Raw genomic sequence first — 18,060 nt, 5'->3', positions numbered from 1 at the left:
ACCCTAGAACCCGACTGTTAAGTGGTACTGTATTACCCCACCAAAGATAAAAGAATACCAGCCGCCACGGCTGATCCTAATACGCCGGCTACATTGGGTCCCATAGCATGCATGAGTAAGAAGTTATGATGATTGGCTTCAAGACCAACCTTATTCACGACTCTTGCAGCCATAGGCACTGCGGATACACCAGCAGCTCCCAGTAAAGGGTTAATTTTAGATTTGCTAAACTTACTCATGACTTTAGCCATTAAAATACCAGCTGCAGTACCAATCGAAAACGCAATTGCCCCGAGAGCTAAAATTCCCAAAGTCTCGACCGTTAGGAATTTGTCGGCCGACAATTTAGAACCAACTGCCAAACCAAGGAAAATTGTCACTACGTTTATCAACTCATTTTGAGCACTATTGCTAAGCCTATCTACCACACCAGACTCTTTCATTAAATTTCCTAAGCAAAACATCCCAACTAAAGGGGTCGCTGTCGGCAAAAATAAAATGGTAAGTAGTAATACAGCTAACGGAAAAATTACCTTTTCTCTCTTAGATACGAGTCTAAGTTGAGGCATTTCAATCTTTCGCTCAGCTTCTGTGGTAAACAAACGCATGATAGGGGGCTGAATTAGGGGAACCAAAGCCATATAAGAATAAGCCGCTACAGCAATAGCACCCAGTAAATCTGGAGCTAACTTAGAAGCCAAAAAGATCGCCGTAGGTCCATCAGCCCCACCGATAATTGCAATCGCTGCAGCATCTTTTAAGGTGAATTCAAACCCGGGTACTAGATTCAATGCAATAGCACCAAATAATGTCGCAAATATTCCAGCTTGAGCGGCGGCGCCAAGCAATAACATTTTGGGGTTTGCAATTAGAGCACTAAAGTCAGTCATAGCCCCAACCCCCATAAAAATTAATAACGGGAATACACCAGTATCAATCCCCACATGATAAACGTAATACAACAAGCCACCGACTTCACTAAACCCAGCAAGTGGTATGTTTGTCAATATAGCCCCGAATCCGATAGGCAATAGTAAAAGCGGTTCAAATTTTTTGACTATAGCTAAGTATAACAACAGAGTACCAACACTCATCATGATAACCTGACCCAACTCAAAATGAGCTAGCGCCGTGCTTTGCCATAATATCTCTAACTTTTCCATTAAATGATTACCCTTAACCTATTAAGAATAAAGGTTGTCCAGCTTGCACTGCATCCCCTTCTTTAATTGAAATATTTGACACGGCTCCAGAAGACGCAGCCCGCACTTCTGTCTCCATTTTCATAGCTTCCATGATAACAACAACATCGCCCGTGTTCACAACATCTCCTTCTTTCACTAACACCTTAAAAATATTACCAGCAAGAGGGGAATGTAAAGGTTCTCCAGAAGCTGCTGTAGGCTTAGCATTAGTGGCAGTTGCAACAGGCTGGACTTCTGTTAACACACCATTTTCAGCTACTTCAACAGAAAATACCTGCCCATCAACACGTACAGAATATGCTGATGATTTTGCAGGCGTCGAAGCTTGGGGTGATGATGGTGCATTTGTAGTAGTCTCTGACATTTTGCTTGGGGCTGGTTCGAAAGCTTCAGGATTATTTCTATTTTTAAGAAATTTTAATCCGATTTGAGGGAAAAGCGCGTAAGTTAACACATCATCAAATAAATCATCAGAAGTCTCGAAGGATTCTTTCTGAGCTAATTCAGATAACTCTGTAGTCAAAGAAGTCAACTCATCTTCTATCAGATCAGCTGGACGGCATGTAATAGCTTCTTTACCTTCAAGAACCCTCTTTTGTAGTTCTTTATTTACAGGAGCCGCTGTTGCACCGTATTCACCTTTTAATACACCAGCCGTCTCTTTGCTGATACTTTTGTATCGCTCTCCAGTAAGAACATTAATTACAGATTGAGTACCTACTATTTGTGACGTAGGTGTCACAAGAGGAATAAAGCCTAAGTCTTCTCTAACCTTAGGTATTTCGGTTAAGACCTCATCCATTTTATCTTCAGCACCTTGTTCTTTCAGCTGGCTTTCCATGTTTGTTAACATGCCACCAGGAACCTGAGCAATTAAAATTCGTGCGTCGACGCCCTTCAAGCTGCCTTCAAACTGAGCATACTTTTTACGTACATCTCGAAAGTATGCAGCAATATCCGTAAAGGCATTTAAATCTAGCCCAGTATCTCGCTCTGTCCCTTCAACAATCGAAACTATTGTTTCTGTCGCAGAATGTCCATAGGTCATACTCATTGAAGAAATTGACGTGTCCAAAATATCGATTCCAGCATCTATTGCTTTTTGTGCTGTAGCGATACTTAAGCCTGTGGTTGCATGACAATGTAATGCTATTGGAACTTCAATTGATTCTTTTAACTTTGAAACTAACTCTTCACATTCGTATGGCTTAAGTAAACCAGCCATGTCTTTAATACAAATTGAGTGAACGCCTAAGTCCTGTAGCTCATTAGCCATATCTAACCAAGTTTGCAGCGTATGTACGGGAGAAACAGTATAAGACATTGTACCTTGAGCATGAGCCCCTTGCTTAAGGGTGGCCTTTATTGCAGTCTGCAAGTTACGAATATCATTCATTGCGTCAAATATTCTGAAAACATCTACACCATTGGCATGAGCTCTCTCAACAAACTTTTCAACGACGTCATCAGCATAATGGCGATAACCTAGTAAATTTTGCCCACGCAGCAACATTTGTTGCTTTGTCTTTGGCATGGCTTTTTTCAGCTGGCGAATTCTATCCCAAGGATCTTCACCTAGGTAACGAATACACGAGTCGAATGTAGCCCCCCCCCATGTTTCTAATGACCAATAGCCTATTTCATCCAACTTGCTCGCTATTGGCAACATATCTTCCAATCGCATTCTGGTTGCTAATAATGATTGATGTGCATCACGGAGTACAACGTCAGTAATCGCTAATGGTTTACTCATTGGGGTATATCCTCAAAATTTAATACTAATTCTATCGTCTATGTAGCTGAAGAGCCGCACTTATAGCGGCAACTACTTTGGGAGAAACGCCATCCTGGTCTGGCGTAATTGGCGTCTTAGTTTTGAACTCTTGTAATGACGTGGTTAAACTGGGATCAGGAATAATTTTATTTAACCAAGCAATCAAATTAATTGCCCCAATTAGCATGGTCAAAAATAAAAATACAACGACCATTCCAACTAATAATAAGTTTGCAGCTTCAAGGAGTGCATCGGCGACTTCTAATTGCATAACAGCAAATCCCAAAATTAAAATATTTAGTGAATCGATGGTTACATGCAAGCTTTAAAAACACAACAAATAGGCAAGAGGAAAAGTGCATAAAAAATAAGAAAAAATTCACGAATTCTAAATAATTACCCACACGACCTAAATTTATAGCAAAAAAAAAACCTACTAAACAGTAGGTTTCTTGATATGGCGCGTGTGGAAGGATTCGAACCTCCGACCGCCTGGTTCGTAGCCAGGTACTCTATCCAGCTGAGCTACACACGCGTAATAACACTTGTATTCTAATGATAGGCTCATTAGTTTTTGTATACAATGCAAGAAGCAAGATCTTGCATTGATAAAATATGGCGCGTGTGGAAGGATTCGAACCTCCGACCGCCTGGTTCGTAGCCAGGTACTCTATCCAGCTGAGCTACACACGCGTTGAAATCAACATGATAAATATGGCGGAGAGGGAGGGATTCGAACCCTCGGTACGAATTAACGTACGGTTCCTTAGCAGGGAACTGGTTTCAGCCACTCACCCACCTCTCCGGAACACAATTTATCAACACATCTAAGAAGCAATTTGTAATCTAAAAGCTTTAAAATTACCCAGAGATATCAAGGTTTGACCCTTAAAACATCTGAACCACCTCTCCTAAATGTGGAGCCGAAGTTTACCGAACCATATACGTAAGTCAAACACTTTTTATGAACTAAATGTCTGCTTGCTGAGATTTTAAACGATAATAATCTAAGTGCTTATTATTTGACTAATTATCGCTAATTTTTATAATTTTACAGCTTGTTAGCGCGATAACTTACTCGCATAAAAAAAGCTGGAATAACCAGCTTTTTTTAACTTGAAAACAGAATTAATCCTGTTCAACACCTGAAGCCTGTTCATGGGCTGCAAGTTGAACATTTTTTTCTGCTTGGATACGCATATAAATTTCTTCTCGATGCACAGATACTTCTTTAGGTGCATTTACACCAATTCTTACTTGATTTCCTTTAACCCCTAACACAGTGACAGTTACATCATCACCAACCATTAGAGTTTCTCCTACACGACGAGTTAAAATAAGCATTCTCTTGCTCCTTTTCCGTTAATATAAAAATCAGTCCCTTACTAAAGTTAGTGATAATACCTAGATTCACTAGCTATCGACACAATCGGTTTTTCCCTATTTTTGTTGTCACCACAAAAAGCAACCGAAAAATTCTTTACTTAAAGTTTGGTTTCTAGCCAAGGTTTCACAGAAGCTAACGCCGCTTCTAAATTATCAGGTTGATTACCACCAGCTTGAGCCATATCAGGTCTTCCACCGCCTTTACCACCAACTTGCTGAGCAATATAGTTGACTAGTTCGCCAGCCTTTACCTTTGATACCAAATCTTTAGTTACACCGGCAATCAGGCTAACTTTATTATCCTGACCTAACCCTAATACCACTACAACACTACCAAGTTGATTCTTAAAATCATCGACCATAGTTCTAAGAACTTTAGGCTCAACACCTTTCAAATTAGCTGACAGCACTTTAACACCATTTACTTCGTACACTTGTGACAACAAATCTGCCCCAGCGTTCGATGCAAGCTGCTGTTTTAGTTTATCTAATTCTTTTTCTGTAGCTTTATTATGCTCAATCAGTTGTTGTATACGGCCACAAATTGCATTTGGTTCAGATTTAATCAAACTAGCAATCTCAATTAGCTGCTCACTGTAATCCTGAGTTAACTGTAGTGCTTGCTCAGCCGTTACAGCTTCAATTCTCCTAACACCTGAAGCGATACCACTTTCTGAAACTATTTTAAATAATCCAATGTCACCTGTTTGACTGACATGAGTACCACCACAGAGCTCCAAGGAAAAATCGCCCATAGATACAACTCGAACATCTTCTTCGTATTTTTCACCAAATAGCGCCATTGCACCTGCAGCCTTTGCATCATCTAAATTCATTAATTTAGTTTCAAGACTATGGTTAGCTCTTATTTGTTCATTTACTAATTTCTCTACCAGCTGTATTTCATCAGCTGTTACCGCTTCGAAATGTGAAAAGTCAAAACGTAATCTTTCGGCTGTTACTAGCGATCCTTTTTGGTTAACGTGGTCACCTAGCACTCTTTTTAAAGCTTCATGCATCAAGTGGGTAGCACTATGGTTGATCTTTGTTGATTGACGATTTTCTACATCAAACTTAGCCTCAACCACATCTCCTAACTTTATAGTAGTTTTAGCTATACCTTTGTGAGCTATGGCACTATTCAATTTGACCGTGTCTTTAACAATAAAATTTCCAGCTGGTGTTTCAAGTAAACCAACATCTCCAGCTTGACCACCAGATTCTGCGTAGAATGGTGTTTGGTCTAAAACAACAATACCTTCGTCACCTGCATTTAGATTTCGAACTAACTCACCAGATTTAAACAGCTCGACTACTGTTGCCGTTCCGCTTGTAGAATGATACCCAGTGAATTCTGAAACTAAATCTGATTTGAGTTGCTCATTATAGTCTGTATCAAATTGGCTAGCTTGTTGAGCTCTTTTTCGTTGCTCAGCCATAGCAGCTTCAAATCCAACCTCATCAATAGTTAGTTCTTTTTCACGAGCAATATCATTGGTTAAATCTGCAGGGAAACCATAAGTATCGTATAACCTAAAAACAAGCTCTCCTGGCACTACCTTGGATGACAAGTTAGCTAAGGCCTCATTTAAAATATTCAAGCCTCTTTCCAATGTGCGGGAAAATTGCTCTTCTTCGGTTTTCAATACCTTTTCAAGCAGTTTTCGATTAGCTGCTAACTCTGGGTAAGCTTCCCCCATTTGAACTTCTAGGGCTGCAACCAAACGGAAAAAGAAAACACCATTTGCACCAAGTTTGTTTCCGTGGCGTACAGCTCTGCGGATAATACGCCTTAAAACATAACCGCGACCTTCATTTGAAGGTAAAACACCATCACAAATTAAGAAGCAACAAGAACGAATGTGGTCTGCGATAACTCGAAGAGACTTATCATTTTTATCAGACGCTCTCGTAATATTTGCTGCGGCTTCGATCAAATTAACAAAAATATCTATTTCATAATTACTATGAACGTCTTGCAAAATAGCTGAGATTCGCTCTAACCCCATACCTGTATCGATAGAAGGCTTTGGAAGCGGCAGCATATCTCCATTGCTTTGACGATTGTATTGCATGAAAACTAAGTTCCATATCTCGATAAATCTATCGCCGTCTTCTTCCGGTGAACCTGGAGGTCCGCCCCATATATGTTCACCATGATCATAAAAAATTTCAGAACAAGGACCACATGGCCCAGTATCACCCATAGACCAGAAATTATCAGAGGTACTGATCCTGATTATTTTTTCTTCTGGTACACCAATAGTGTTAGCCCATAAATCAAAGGCTTCATCATCTTCATGATAAACCGTTACAAGTAACTTTTCTTTTGGTAAGCCTAATTCTTCAGTTAAAAACGTCCATGCATATTGAATAGCATCGGCTTTAAAATAGTCTCCAAAGCTGAAATTTCCCAACATTTCAAAAAACGTATGATGTCTTGCGGTATAACCAACATTTTCAAGGTCATTATGTTTCCCACCCGCGCGTACACAGCGTTGAGAAGAAACGGCCTTATTATAACTACGAGACTCTGAACCAAGGAAAACGTCCTTAAATTGATTCATGCCTGCATTGGTGAATAAAAGCGTGGGATCGTTGCCTGGCACCAAAGAAGAACTAGAAACCTTTTGGTGGCCACGTGCTGCAAAAAAATCTAAAAAAGCGCGCCGAATATCGGCTGTTGACTTACTCATTTACAATCCTGAATAACTAAAATTACTGGCTAATCAATTTAGCGCAAGCCTTTATCGGAAAGCGCATGGCCTGCAACGATAACATGATTAAGTAGCCCTTGTTAACAACACTAAAGCTCTAGTAGCAATCAGCCACAACAAATGACTATTTTTTAGCCAATTATCAGGTATACCCTACCTGTTATAAAATAAAACCTTAGTGAAAAGTCATTATAAAATTTTTCCGAATACTTTTTGTGCTAACTCGAACGAATCAAATGGGCATTCCTGAAGGAAATAATTTATCAATTCTTGCGAAATTTTATGTTTATTGAAATCATTTGCTGATCCGTTATTCTGCAATCCTTTTATTGACACATATTCAAACTAACTAATCTACAAAGCGACTATCACATTGAGGCTCGTGTTTACTATGCTTACGCTGCGCTAATAAACGAATTAGTGTAAATTTAATGATTTTTTAGGCTTTCTCTGTCATATTTAGGATAAAATATCACTCTGGAAGATTTGATAATTGTCATCTAACAACACATTATTATTTACATTCAAATTTTTCACATCTATTGAAAAAATTGGCCAAACCACTTGGAATGCTTTCGCAAAAGAACAGAGCCCATTTTGTCATTATAATTTTTTACATAATCTTGAGACTACTGGTTGTGTTGGTGGGCAAACAGGTTGGCATCCTCAGCATGTAGTCATCTATCAGGACGCAGAGCCAATAGGCGTATTGCCATTGTATAAGAAAACCCATAGTTATGGTGAGTACGTATTCGACTTTGCTTGGGCCAATACCTACAGAGAATATGGCATTAACTATTATCCCAAACTGGTATCAGCCATTCCATATACTCCTGTAACAGCAGCAAAATTGATGACTGCAGAGTGTTTCGACAAAAATGTGTTGTTAACAGCATTATGCGAGACCATCGAACAACAACTAAAAAATTTAGCAATGTCGTCAATGCATTGGTTATTTGTCGAAAAGTCAGTAAGCGAAAACTTAAGCAAACACAAACAACTAATGCGTCATTCAGTACAATTTCAATGGTTTAACAAAGAATATAAATCCTTTGAAGATTACCTCACCACCTTCAATTCAAGAAAACGTAAAAGCGTTAAAAAAGAGCGCCTAAAAGTTGTTGAGCAAGAGGTTGAAGTAAAACGCCTCCATGGTGATATGTTAACTAAACAAGATATGAAATTTTTCTATCATTGTTACAAACAAACTTATTTAAAAAGAAGTGGACATGAGGGGTATTTGACAGAGCAATTTTTTGAACAATTATATATAAACATGCTAGAAAATCTCATGCTAGTAGTCGCTTATAAAACGGAGAAACCAATAGCAAGTGCGTTATTTATCTATGATAACCATCAACTTTGTGGACGTTACTGGGGCGCTTTAGAAGATATTTCAAATTTACATTTTGAATGTTGCTATTATCAAGGCATCGAGTTTTGTATAGAAAACAATATCGATACATTTAACCCTGGCACCCAAGGAGAACATAAAATATTAAGGGGGTTCGAACCCATTTATTGTTATTCCAACCATTTTTTAGCTGAGTTAGCTTTTCATGATGCAGTAGCAAAATTCATTGATAAAGAGACTGAAGGCTTACAACAATATAAGGCACAGGCAGAATTACTCTTGCCCTACAGACAAATACCAAGTAAAGAATAACTACCTACTTACGCCAAATCAGCAGAAAGTTATTGGCTGGCATTATGACTTTCTCTACAAGAGTCACCCCTTTAGCCCAACCCACTAACTCTGCAATATCTCTGATACCTCCACAGCCTTCAGCTTGTAAATGTTGATCAAACCTTTTATTTGATTCGTTTGTATATTGGCCGTCAATATTAAATGGTCCGTACTGACAAAATATACCACCGTCAGATAAGTTTTGAGCCACCATCTGCATCATTATCTTAGCTTCTGAAGGTTGCATAATATGAGTAGTATTCGCAGTAAAGACTGCATCAAACTCACCTTGTGGCCAATCACTTTTGCCAAGTGTAAACTCAACAGGAGCAGATATATTATTGGCTGCACTTTCAGCTAACCAAGCGAGTATTCCCTTATGATTCTGTTTCATATCACTCGTTTGCCACTTTAAATGGCTGAGGTGTTCACCAAAATATACCGCATGCTGCCCTGTTCCAGAGCCTATTTCTAGCAAATTAGAGCTGTCTTTTAAAACCAGCTCTAATACATTAAGGATAACTTGCTTATTATTTTCACAAGACTGACTGAATGGCTTATCTATTAATGTCATTATAAATTTGGTCCTAACCATTTTTCGGCTTCTACTTTGTCCCAGCCCTTACGAGCAGCGTAATCAAGCATTTGGTCTTCCTGAATTTTAGCGACTGCAAAGTATCTACATTCTGGATGAGAAAAGTAAAATCCAGAAACGGCGGCTCCTGGCCACATTGCATAACTCTCAGTGAGTTTCATCCCCGTATTCTTCTCTACATCAAGCAGATCCCATATTAGTTGCTTTTCAGTATGTTCTGGACAAGCAGCATAGCCTGGGGCAGGTCTAATACCTTGATATTTCTCACGAATAAGCTCTTCGTTAGAAAGTGCTTCATCTGGTACATATCCCCAAATTTCTTTACGTACTTTTTCATGTAAATATTCTGCAAACGCCTCAGCAAAGCGATCAGCCAATGCTTTAACCATTATAGAATTGTAGTCATCTCCGTCATCTTCATACGCTTTTGCTAATTCGTCCTCCCATGTTCCTGACGTTACTGCAAACGCACCGAGATAATCTGCTTTTCCTGATGTTTTGGGTGCAACAAAGTCACTTAAACAATTATTAGGCCCTTTAGGTTTTTCTGTCTGTTGTCGTAAATGGTGAGCAATATAGGCGACTTGTTCACGGCTTTCATTGATATAAATCTCGATATCATCTTGTACTCGATTCGCAGGAAAGATCCCCATTACACCCGAAGCTTTAAGCTTAGGGTTATCACATAGTGTCTTTAACATTGCTTGAGCGTCATCAAAAAGGTTTTGAGCTTCTTTACCAACGACCTCATCTTGTAGGATGCGCGGATATCTCCCAGCCAATGACCAAGTTAAGAAAAATGGCGTCCAATCAATGTAATCAACTAGTTCAGCTAACCCTAAAGAGACATTGGTCACCCCTAACTTATTCGGTACAGGCGGTTCATAGTTTTGCCAATCGTACTGGAAACCATTAGCACGAGCTTGTTCTAACGTTATAGGTTTTGTACGTGGTTGTTTCTTAGCATGTTGCACCCGAACCTTCTCGTAGTCTGCAGATAACTCTTGCGCATAAGCAGCTCGGTTTTCAGGAGTGATAAGTTTTTGACATACACCTACCGCGCGACTTGCGTTGGGCACGTAAACAACAGGATGCTGATAATTTTGCTCAATTTTTACTGCCGTATGTGCTTTTGATGTCGTCGCCCCTCCAATTAATAAGGGTAAATCAAAATCTAAACGCTGCATTTCTTTTGCAACATGAACCATTTCATCTAGGGAAGGGGTAATCAAACCAGACAATCCTATCATGTCTACATTTTCATCTTTTGCCACTTGAAGTAGTTTCGCACAGGGTACCATCACGCCTAAGTCTATAATTTCAAAGTTATTACACTGTAAAACTACGCCCACGATATTTTTGCCGATATCATGAACATCCCCTTTCACGGTCGCAAGAAGGATTTTACCGTTACTACTTCCTTGGTCTTTTTCAAGTTTGATAAACGGATTCAAATAAGCGACCGCTTTTTTCATTACTCGAGCTGATTTAACCACCTGAGGCAAAAACATTTTACCCTCACCAAACAAATCACCCACTACGTTCATGCCATCCATTAGCGGACCTTCAATAACATGTAATGGTTTATCTGCCTCTAAACGGGCTGCTTCTGTATCTTCTTCTATAAAATCCATGATCCCGCGGATTAAAGCATGCTCTAGACGTTTATTTACAGGTAATTGACGCCACTCTAAATTATCTTTTACCTGAACCTTACCGCCACCTTGATATTTTGGAGCAAGCTCTAGAAGATTATCTGTTGCCTGATCATGACGATTTAAAATAACGTCTTCTACTGCTTTTTTTAACTCTGCGGGAATTTGGTCATAAACCTCTAACTGCCCAGCATTGACTATCCCCATATCCATACCAGCTTTAATTGCATGGAATAGAAACACTGAATGCATCGCTTCTCGAACGGGGTTATTACCACGAAATGAAAATGACACATTTGATAACCCACCAGAAATATGAGCATGGGGCAAATGCTGCCTAATTCTGCGGGTGGCATTTATAAAATCGACAGCATAATTGTTGTGCTCTTCTATGCCCGTTGCCACAGCAAAAATATTTGGGTCAAATATAATATCTTGTGGAGGGAAATTAATTTTTTCAGTAAGTAATTTATAACTACGCTCACAGATTTCAAACTTACGGTCTTCTGTATCTGCTTGGCCTACTTCATCAAAAGCCATAACGACAGTTGCAGCACCGTATCGCTTAAGCAATTTAGCTTGATGGAGAAAATTTTCTTCCCCCTCTTTTAGACTAATAGAGTTAACAATTGCCTTACCTTGCACACACTTCAAACCGGCTTCAATGACTGACCATTTAGAAGAGTCAATCATGATAGGTACCCTTGAGATATCGGGTTCAGAGGCTATTAAGTTTAAAAATCTAGTCATTGCAGCTTCTGAGTCCAACATGGCTTCATCCATGTTTATATCAATAATCTGCGCGCCATTCTCTACTTGCTGCCTGGCAACATCTAACGCTTTCTCATAATCATCTTCAAGGATTAAACGTTTGAACATTGCTGAGCCGGTGACATTTGTTCGCTCACCAACATTGACAAAATTCGCCGATGCTTGAGAAGGTTGTTCAACTTCTACTTCATTTTTACTCATCACAACCGCCTACAATACAAAAGGTTCTAAGCCAGACAAACGCATTTTAACTTCTCGCTTGACAATTTTTCTAGGTGCATATTTTTTAACGACATCTGCAATAGCTTTTATATGGTTAGGGGTACTACCACAGCATCCACCTACAATATTTAGTAACCCAGAAGCAGCCCACTCTTCAATGTGCTCAGCCATTTCCACAGCTTCCATATCGTATTCACCAAATTCATTAGGAAGTCCGGCATTAGGGTGAGCGGTAACAAAGCACTCAGCAATTTGAGACACTTCATCTACATACTGGCGCAACAGGTCAGGCCCTAATGCACAATTAAGCCCAAACGAAAAAGGGTCCACATGATTCATTGAATAATAAAAAGCTTCCGCTGTTTGCCCTGATAAGGTTCTTCCAGAAGCATCGGTAATGGTTCCTGATATCATTACAGGCAAGGTCACAGCTAACTCATCAAACACAGTTTGCACAGCAAACACTGCAGCTTTAGCATTTAAGGTATCAAAAATAGTTTCTACCATAATAAGATCAGCACCACCTTCTATTAATCCATGGGTAGCCTCTACATAGATTTCAACTAGCTCATCAAAAGTGACATTACGTTTCCCAGGATCGTTTACATCTGGAGAAATAGAAGCGGTACGACTAGTTGGCCCTAGAACACCCGCCACAAACCTGGGCTTATCTGGAGTTTTAGCGGTGAATTTGTCTGCTGCTTTTCTTGCTAACTTAGTAGCTTCAATATTAATTTCTTTAGCTAACTCTTGCATATGATAATCAGCCATTGAAATTGCAGTTGCATTGAAGGTATTAGTTTCAATAATATCTGCTCCGGCTTCAAAATAAGCGCAATGAATGTCATAGATTAATTTAGGCTGCGTCAGTACCAATAAGTCATTATTACCTTTTACATCAGACTTCCAATCAGCAAAGCGCTCACCTCGATAGTCAGCCTCTTCCAATTTATGCTCTTGGATCATAGTACCCATAGCACCATCGAGTATTAATATTCTTTGCTGTGCAGCTTCTATCAATTGCTGCTGTGGTATACGGTGACTCAAAGTTAACCCTCTCTATTACTCTTCTATTAACAATTTTCTATTATTCAGAAAGTTTTGCTAAATCATACGGTGTATTTTGATAAACATAGTAGTTTAACCAATTGGTAAACAATAAACTGCCATGTGCTCGCCAACTTAAAATAGGCTCTTTACTAGGATCATTATCAGTGAAGTAGTTTACAGGGATTTGCACATCTCTATTAATTAATAGATCTCTTTGGTATTCTAACTTTATAGAATCTTGATCGTATTCAGGGTGCCCTGTCACAAAAACCAACCTTTTATCCTCAGAAGCGACTATGTAGGCACCACCTTCTTTTGAGCTAGCTAATACATTCAACTCAGGTACCGAGTTGTACTCTTCAATACTAATTTCCCCATAACGTGACTGCGGGGCATTAAAGGTATGATCAAACCCTCTTAATAGTTCTTCATGATCGCTTTGTACGAAATGTCGATAAACCCCACTTAACTTTTGTTCGCGTATGCGACGGTTAATGCCAAAATAGTGAAAGATAGCGGCATGAGCAGCCCAACATGAAAACAAAGTTGACTGAACATTACGACGAGCCCAATCCATGATTATTGTCATTTTATCCCAGTATTTCACATCACTATAGGCTAAGTGAGCTAATGGCGCTCCAGTAACAATTAACCCATCATATTGCTTATGTGAAATTGCATCGAACTCAACGTAGAAATTGTCCATATGGGCTGCAGGAGTATTCTTTGGAGCTTGATTATCTATACGGATCAAATCTATATTAACTTGCAATGGCGTATTTGAAAGTAACCGTAAAAACTGCTCTTCTGTTTCCAATTTATTGGGCATCAAGTTTAAGATACCTACTTCCATTGGCCTTATATCTTGCTGAGCAGCGCGCTGAGTATCCATTACAAAGATATTCTCTTTATTTAAGACATTTTGTGCGGGTAAATTACCTGGAATTCTAATAGGCATAATGGCTCCACTGCTAATGATATTGAAATTCAATCTTGCCAAATACCGTGCAAAAGTCAACATCTTTACGTCTAGACGTCTAAACGAAAAGGTATAGCCAATAGCAAAAAATACTCGGTAGAGAGTAGAACTAAAGGTTATTTATTAACAAACCGCCATCAATATTCAATAAAATAGCGATGTTTGTATTTAATCAAAGGAACGAAATGAATGGCCTAGAGGGACTTATAAAACGCTTATGGGGATGTAATTAAGGTTGCAGCTGAAGTTAGCTCTTATCTCGATGCAAATTAAAAAGAAGCTCTGCTTCAGCTTTTGGCATATCACACTCTTGAATGATATCAGACAAGCTTGCACCTTCATTAATCAGTTTAGCTGCTTTATTGTAGAAGCGACTTTGTGGATCTTGTTCTGCTAAGAATTGCTGGGCGGATTGCAGTGCTGCGATTTCTTGCATTAGGTCCTTAACCCGTTTGTTTATTCCAAAGTTACCACTGCGGACTTCGTGGATTTCTTCCCGCAATTGATCAACCTCCCTTGTTAACTCAGATATTAAATCTGATTGAATATGAGTGCTAGCCTCAGCACTCTTGCTTTGTTTATAAACCTTAAAAAACAAACCTAAGCAAAACATCGCTATAGACAAAGCTACTACGCCCAATAATAATGAAAGACTCATAAACTTCTCTATTTCGTAATGTACTCTCAATTACAATCTAAAACGTCTAACCTTGTCTTAGTTAATCCAAACCTCGTGGTAGTAATTAGATATTTGTAATTTCGTTCCACTCTTCATCGTTTAGTAGTTTATCTAAATCAACAAGGATAAGTAGCTGACCATCTCGATTACTCACACCTTGAATAAATTTAGCGCTTTCTTCGGTACCAACGTTAGGTGCGCTGTCTATTTCAGAAGACCTTAAATAAACAACTTCTGCAACACTATCAACTAAGATACCCACTACCTGGTCGTCTGACTCTATAATCACGATACGTGTATTATCTGTCATTTCTGAAGGCGGCAAACCAAAACGCGATCGGGTATCAATAACCGTCACTACGTTTCCTCTCAGGTTGATAATACCTAAAACGTATTCAGGGGCCCCAGGGACTGGCGCTATTTCAGTGTAACGCAGTACTTCTTGTACCTGCATTACATTAATTCCGTAAGTTTCTTCACCTAGTTTATAAGTCACCCACTGCAAAACTTCATCACCATTAGCGGCTACCGTATTGCTTGCACTTCTTTCGTCACTCATTCAAATTGCTCCGGCCTGAATCAGGCAAATCGTTACTGCTTAAGCCTTGGTCTAACATACTAACTAATTGTTTAACATTAACCAAAGCACACATTTTCTTTTTAATCATACCAGATACCCATGGACGGCTACCTTGTAGGTTACGCCATTTCACATCATCTGGTGACAAAGTTACATTGTTGACTACGCTTTCACAACTTAGCCCCCAATTACTTTCCCCTAGTACTATAAGATATTGATATTTTGTAGATTCTGCCACTTTTTCTACAACATTTTCTGGCATTAACCATTTAATGGTATTCACTACATTATACTTTTCATCTCTAAGTAACATCACACCTTCAAACCAAGCAGGTTTTCCAAAAAGTTGATTTACACTTTCAAACTCATGTATTCCACCTAACTCAGTCAAGGGCACCGCTAAAGTCATCCCTGCAACTTCAAAGATCAATACCTGAAAATTCTCAGTTGGTAAAACCTGTACTAACTCATTAACTGGTTTTATAACAGCTGCTATCTTCTTTTCGACCTGTGGCTTGACAACTTTAGCTACAACAGGCTCTGTTTCTACAGATTTTTCTTTTGAAACTTCAAAAGGCTCACTTCTTGGCGCCGGTATTGACTTTAATAGCTGCTCTACAGCTTGAGTCTGCGACACTTCTAATGATGGCCCTTCGGTCAAAAGTGCAGACATGTAATCTTCCATCACCTCTTCTTCGGCAAAAGACCTACTACTCATTTTTCATTTTCCAGTTTCTCTAGATAAGTTAGAAGCTTAGTATAAGCAAACACCCCTCTAGACTTAGGACAATATACTGAGGGCGGGCTCTGCGCTTCACTAGCATCTCTAAACTTGGTATCAATAGGAATTAGCCCAATCCATACTTTATCTTTATAGGTACGAGTTAAAGTACTGTATGAACCAGTCGCAGCTTTGACACGCTTATCATACATTGTAGGCACAATCGTATAAACAAAGCGCTTTAATAGAGATTTTTGCATAACTTCCATAGAGTGCATCATTCTCTCTAACCCTTTTAATGCTAAGAACTCAGTTTGCACAGGTACAATAACTCTATCACACGCAGCTAGAGCATTAATCATCAAAACCCCCAATACAGGAGGACAATCCACTAACGCATAATCAAACTCATCGGCAACCAAGTCTAAAGCTTGACGTAAAATTAATCCCATACCACTTTGAGAACCTAGCTTTCTATCAAGTGTAGCCAAAGCCATAGTCGCTGGCAGAATAAAAAGTGAGTCCAGTTTAGTTGAGCACAAACAGTCTAGAACATTATCTTTAGTTAGAGCTTGCCCTGCAGTGAATACATTATACAAGCTGGACGAAAGCTGCTCCGATTCAACACCAAAATAGTAACTTAAAGACGCTTGAGGATCAGTATCTACTAAAAGAACCTTTTTTCCAGCTTGCGCAAGTAGACCACCGAGAGTAACGGTTGTAGTGGTTTTACCTACTCCACCTTTTTGATTAGCAACAGTCCAAGTAATCAAATTTAAGCCTTGACCCAATCATTAACCAAAAATATAAACTTAACGTTAAATTGGGTAATTCTATTCATTTTTAAAAACACAAATATGCACCTTCAATTTTACTTTAGCATTTCGGCTTTAATGCGTCCGGCCATTTGTTCTATGTCATAATTATGCTGTGCTATTTTTGCTATCGTAACAGCCTGCGGCATACCATAAACAACACTACTTTTCTCGTCTTGGGCCCATATAGTAGCGCCTCTATGTTTTAGTTTACGACACCCTTCTTTGCCATCAGCCCCCATACCAGTCAAGATCACAGCTAAAACATTACCACCGTAAACATCACATATAGAATCAAAAGTTACATCTACACTTGGTTTATAAACGCATTCGGGGAATTTTTCTGCCTCAGAAACAATTAACCTAGCAGAGTTCGCACGTCCTTGAACACTCATTTGCTTGCCACCAGGTGCAATATAACAAACACCTGACAGCAGTGTATCTCCTTGCTCACCTTCTTTAACTTGTATTTTGCATAAATCATTCAAACGTTTAGCAAATGCTTTGGTAAACGTCCCTGGCATATGTTGTACCACTATAATAGGGGTCTTAAAACTTGCCGGCAAAGCAGTCAATAATTTTTGAAGAGCAACAGGCCCCCCTGTTGAAGCCCCAATAGCCAAGCACCCATAATTGTGAGTAATTTGGCTAGCCTCTTTGCGACTATTTTGGCTAGTGTGTGTAACCACCTTAGGGGGTGGTCGACTTAGAAGAAATTCATTATTTGCCGGTCTAGAAATACTAGTGTTAGACTTCCCCAAAGCACTTTTCTTGAGGCATAGCGCTTTCACACGGCTTTGCAATAAACGCACGGCTTCTTGGCGATTTAAAGCGATGTCTTCAAATTTCTTAGGTAGGAAGTCTAAAGCTCCAGCGTCTAAAGCATCTAACGTAGCCTTAGCGCCTTCACTCGTTAATGATGAAAACATAATAATGGGAACAGGAGCCATCGCCATTATATTTTTTACTGCTGAAATACCATCTAAAACTGGCATTTCAACATCCATAGTTACTACATCTGGCTTTAACCGTTTAACTTCAGCTAGAGCCTCTAGACCATCTTTCGCTTCACCAACTACTTCAAGTTCATTATCTTGCTCTAGTATTTGGGTGATTCTACGACGAAAAAAAGTTGAATCATCAACAATTAGAATCCTATAAGCCATTTTCGCCTACTTACCTTGTTTAAAACTTTACTTTACATGAGGTTTTAGATGGCATATC

15 protein-coding genes and 3 tRNA genes are annotated in these 18,060 nt (G+C 39.2%); 1 reads left to right on the top strand and 17 read right to left on the bottom strand.

Annotated features, from left to right (window positions below; genetic code table 11):
* Positions 1-32: 32 nt before the first annotated feature.
* The 8 genes from EOK74_RS07000 to alaS all read right to left on the bottom strand — a co-directional run bounded on the left by EOK74_RS07000 (position 33) and on the right by alaS (position 7,061).
* Positions 33-1,163, bottom strand: a complete 1,131-nt coding sequence (locus EOK74_RS07000; RefSeq protein ID WP_133469274.1) for a sodium ion-translocating decarboxylase subunit beta — start codon at positions 1,161-1,163, stop codon at positions 33-35.
* Positions 1,164-1,176: 13 nt separating this feature from the next.
* Entirely contained in the window at positions 1,177-2,958 is a 1,782-nt protein-coding gene (gene oadA / locus EOK74_RS06995) for a sodium-extruding oxaloacetate decarboxylase subunit alpha (RefSeq protein WP_133469273.1), read from the bottom strand.
* A 31-nt stretch (positions 2,959-2,989) separates the two neighbouring features.
* Positions 2,990-3,250, bottom strand: a complete 261-nt coding sequence (locus tag EOK74_RS06990) for an OadG family protein (RefSeq protein WP_133469272.1) — start codon at positions 3,248-3,250, stop codon at positions 2,990-2,992.
* Between the two features lie 187 nt (positions 3,251-3,437).
* Positions 3,438-3,514: transfer RNA gene (locus tag EOK74_RS06985), tRNA-Arg, on the bottom strand.
* 81 nt (positions 3,515-3,595) lie between these two features.
* A tRNA-Arg gene (locus EOK74_RS06980) sits at positions 3,596-3,672 on the bottom strand.
* 22 nt (positions 3,673-3,694) lie between these two features.
* Positions 3,695-3,784, bottom strand: a tRNA-Ser gene (locus EOK74_RS06975).
* A 323-nt stretch (positions 3,785-4,107) separates the two neighbouring features.
* Complete coding sequence (csrA, locus tag EOK74_RS06970; protein WP_133469271.1) at positions 4,108-4,323, bottom strand: carbon storage regulator CsrA; 216 nt, start codon at positions 4,321-4,323, stop codon at positions 4,108-4,110.
* 140 nt (positions 4,324-4,463) lie between these two features.
* A complete protein-coding gene (gene alaS / locus EOK74_RS06965) occupies positions 4,464-7,061 on the bottom strand; it encodes an alanine--tRNA ligase (protein ID WP_133469270.1) in 2,598 nt (865 codons plus the stop codon).
* Between the two features lie 514 nt (positions 7,062-7,575).
* Here alaS and EOK74_RS06960 point away from each other — a divergent pair.
* Positions 7,576-8,748 (top strand): GNAT family N-acetyltransferase, encoded by a 1,173-nt coding sequence (locus EOK74_RS06960; RefSeq protein WP_133469269.1) that lies wholly within the window; start codon positions 7,576-7,578, stop codon positions 8,746-8,748.
* A gap of 4 nt (positions 8,749-8,752) precedes the next feature.
* Here the strand turns inward: EOK74_RS06960 and EOK74_RS06955 are convergent, their stop codons facing one another.
* From EOK74_RS06955 to EOK74_RS06915, 9 genes are all read right to left on the bottom strand, one after another.
* Positions 8,753-9,343, bottom strand: a complete 591-nt coding sequence (locus EOK74_RS06955; protein ID WP_133469268.1) for a DUF938 domain-containing protein — start codon at positions 9,341-9,343, stop codon at positions 8,753-8,755.
* Positions 9,343-11,991: a methionine synthase gene (metH, locus tag EOK74_RS06950; RefSeq protein ID WP_133469267.1), complete on the bottom strand. Its 2,649-nt coding sequence runs from the start codon at positions 11,989-11,991 to the stop codon at positions 9,343-9,345. The genes EOK74_RS06955 and metH overlap by 1 nt, the downstream gene beginning before the upstream one ends.
* A gap of 9 nt (positions 11,992-12,000) precedes the next feature.
* Complete coding sequence (locus tag EOK74_RS06945; protein ID WP_133469266.1) at positions 12,001-13,059, bottom strand: homocysteine S-methyltransferase family protein; 1,059 nt, start codon at positions 13,057-13,059, stop codon at positions 12,001-12,003.
* A gap of 40 nt (positions 13,060-13,099) precedes the next feature.
* Positions 13,100-14,020 carry a homoserine O-succinyltransferase gene (locus EOK74_RS06940; protein ID WP_133469265.1) on the bottom strand — a complete coding sequence of 307 codons (921 nt, stop codon included), beginning with the start codon at positions 14,018-14,020 and terminating at the stop codon, positions 13,100-13,102.
* Between the two features lie 268 nt (positions 14,021-14,288).
* Entirely contained in the window at positions 14,289-14,699 is a 411-nt protein-coding gene (locus EOK74_RS06935) for a DUF2802 domain-containing protein (RefSeq protein ID WP_133469264.1), read from the bottom strand.
* Between the two features lie 85 nt (positions 14,700-14,784).
* A complete protein-coding gene (locus EOK74_RS06930) occupies positions 14,785-15,279 on the bottom strand; it encodes a chemotaxis protein CheW (protein ID WP_133469263.1) in 495 nt (164 codons plus the stop codon).
* Positions 15,272-16,018, bottom strand: a complete 747-nt coding sequence (locus EOK74_RS06925) for a chemotaxis protein CheW (protein ID WP_133469262.1) — start codon at positions 16,016-16,018, stop codon at positions 15,272-15,274. Before EOK74_RS06925 ends, EOK74_RS06930 begins: the two co-directional genes overlap by 8 nt.
* Positions 16,015-16,794 carry a ParA family protein gene (locus EOK74_RS06920; protein WP_133469261.1) on the bottom strand — a complete coding sequence of 260 codons (780 nt, stop codon included), beginning with the start codon at positions 16,792-16,794 and terminating at the stop codon, positions 16,015-16,017. The genes EOK74_RS06925 and EOK74_RS06920 overlap by 4 nt, the downstream gene beginning before the upstream one ends.
* Positions 16,795-16,892: 98 nt before the next feature.
* Positions 16,893-18,002 (bottom strand): protein-glutamate methylesterase/protein-glutamine glutaminase, encoded by a 1,110-nt coding sequence (locus tag EOK74_RS06915; RefSeq protein WP_133469260.1) that lies wholly within the window; start codon positions 18,000-18,002, stop codon positions 16,893-16,895.
* Positions 18,003-18,060 lie beyond the last annotated feature (58 nt).

This window comes from Paraglaciecola marina, from assembly GCF_004360155.1.
In the GTDB taxonomy this organism is placed as follows: Bacteria; Pseudomonadota; Gammaproteobacteria; order Enterobacterales; family Alteromonadaceae; genus Paraglaciecola; species Paraglaciecola marina.
Note: the sequence above shows the minus strand (reverse complement) of the source record. Positions and strands in the feature narration are given on the sequence as shown.

Coding starts and splice junctions, on each gene's coding strand:
- EOK74_RS07000 (WP_133469274.1), bottom strand. CDS start 1,163: ATGGAAAAGTTAGAGATATTATGGCAAAGCACGGCGCTAGCTCATTTT.
- EOK74_RS06925 (WP_133469262.1), bottom strand. CDS start 16,018: ATGAGTAGTAGGTCTTTTGCCGAAGAAGAGGTGATGGAAGATTACATG.
- alaS (WP_133469270.1), bottom strand. CDS start 7,061: ATGAGTAAGTCAACAGCCGATATTCGGCGCGCTTTTTTAGATTTTTTT.
- csrA (WP_133469271.1), bottom strand. CDS start 4,323: ATGCTTATTTTAACTCGTCGTGTAGGAGAAACTCTAATGGTTGGTGAT.
- EOK74_RS06940 (WP_133469265.1), bottom strand. CDS start 14,020: ATGCCTATTAGAATTCCAGGTAATTTACCCGCACAAAATGTCTTAAAT.
- EOK74_RS06915 (WP_133469260.1), bottom strand. CDS start 18,002: ATGGCTTATAGGATTCTAATTGTTGATGATTCAACTTTTTTTCGTCGT.
- oadA (WP_133469273.1), bottom strand. CDS start 2,958: ATGAGTAAACCATTAGCGATTACTGACGTTGTACTCCGTGATGCACAT.
- EOK74_RS06955 (WP_133469268.1), bottom strand. CDS start 9,343: ATGACATTAATAGATAAGCCATTCAGTCAGTCTTGTGAAAATAATAAG.
- EOK74_RS06930 (WP_133469263.1), bottom strand. CDS start 15,279: ATGAGTGACGAAAGAAGTGCAAGCAATACGGTAGCCGCTAATGGTGAT.
- EOK74_RS06990 (WP_133469272.1), bottom strand. CDS start 3,250: ATGCAATTAGAAGTCGCCGATGCACTCCTTGAAGCTGCAAACTTATTA.
- metH (WP_133469267.1), bottom strand. CDS start 11,991: ATGAGTAAAAATGAAGTAGAAGTTGAACAACCTTCTCAAGCATCGGCG.
- EOK74_RS06935 (WP_133469264.1), bottom strand. CDS start 14,699: ATGAGTCTTTCATTATTATTGGGCGTAGTAGCTTTGTCTATAGCGATG.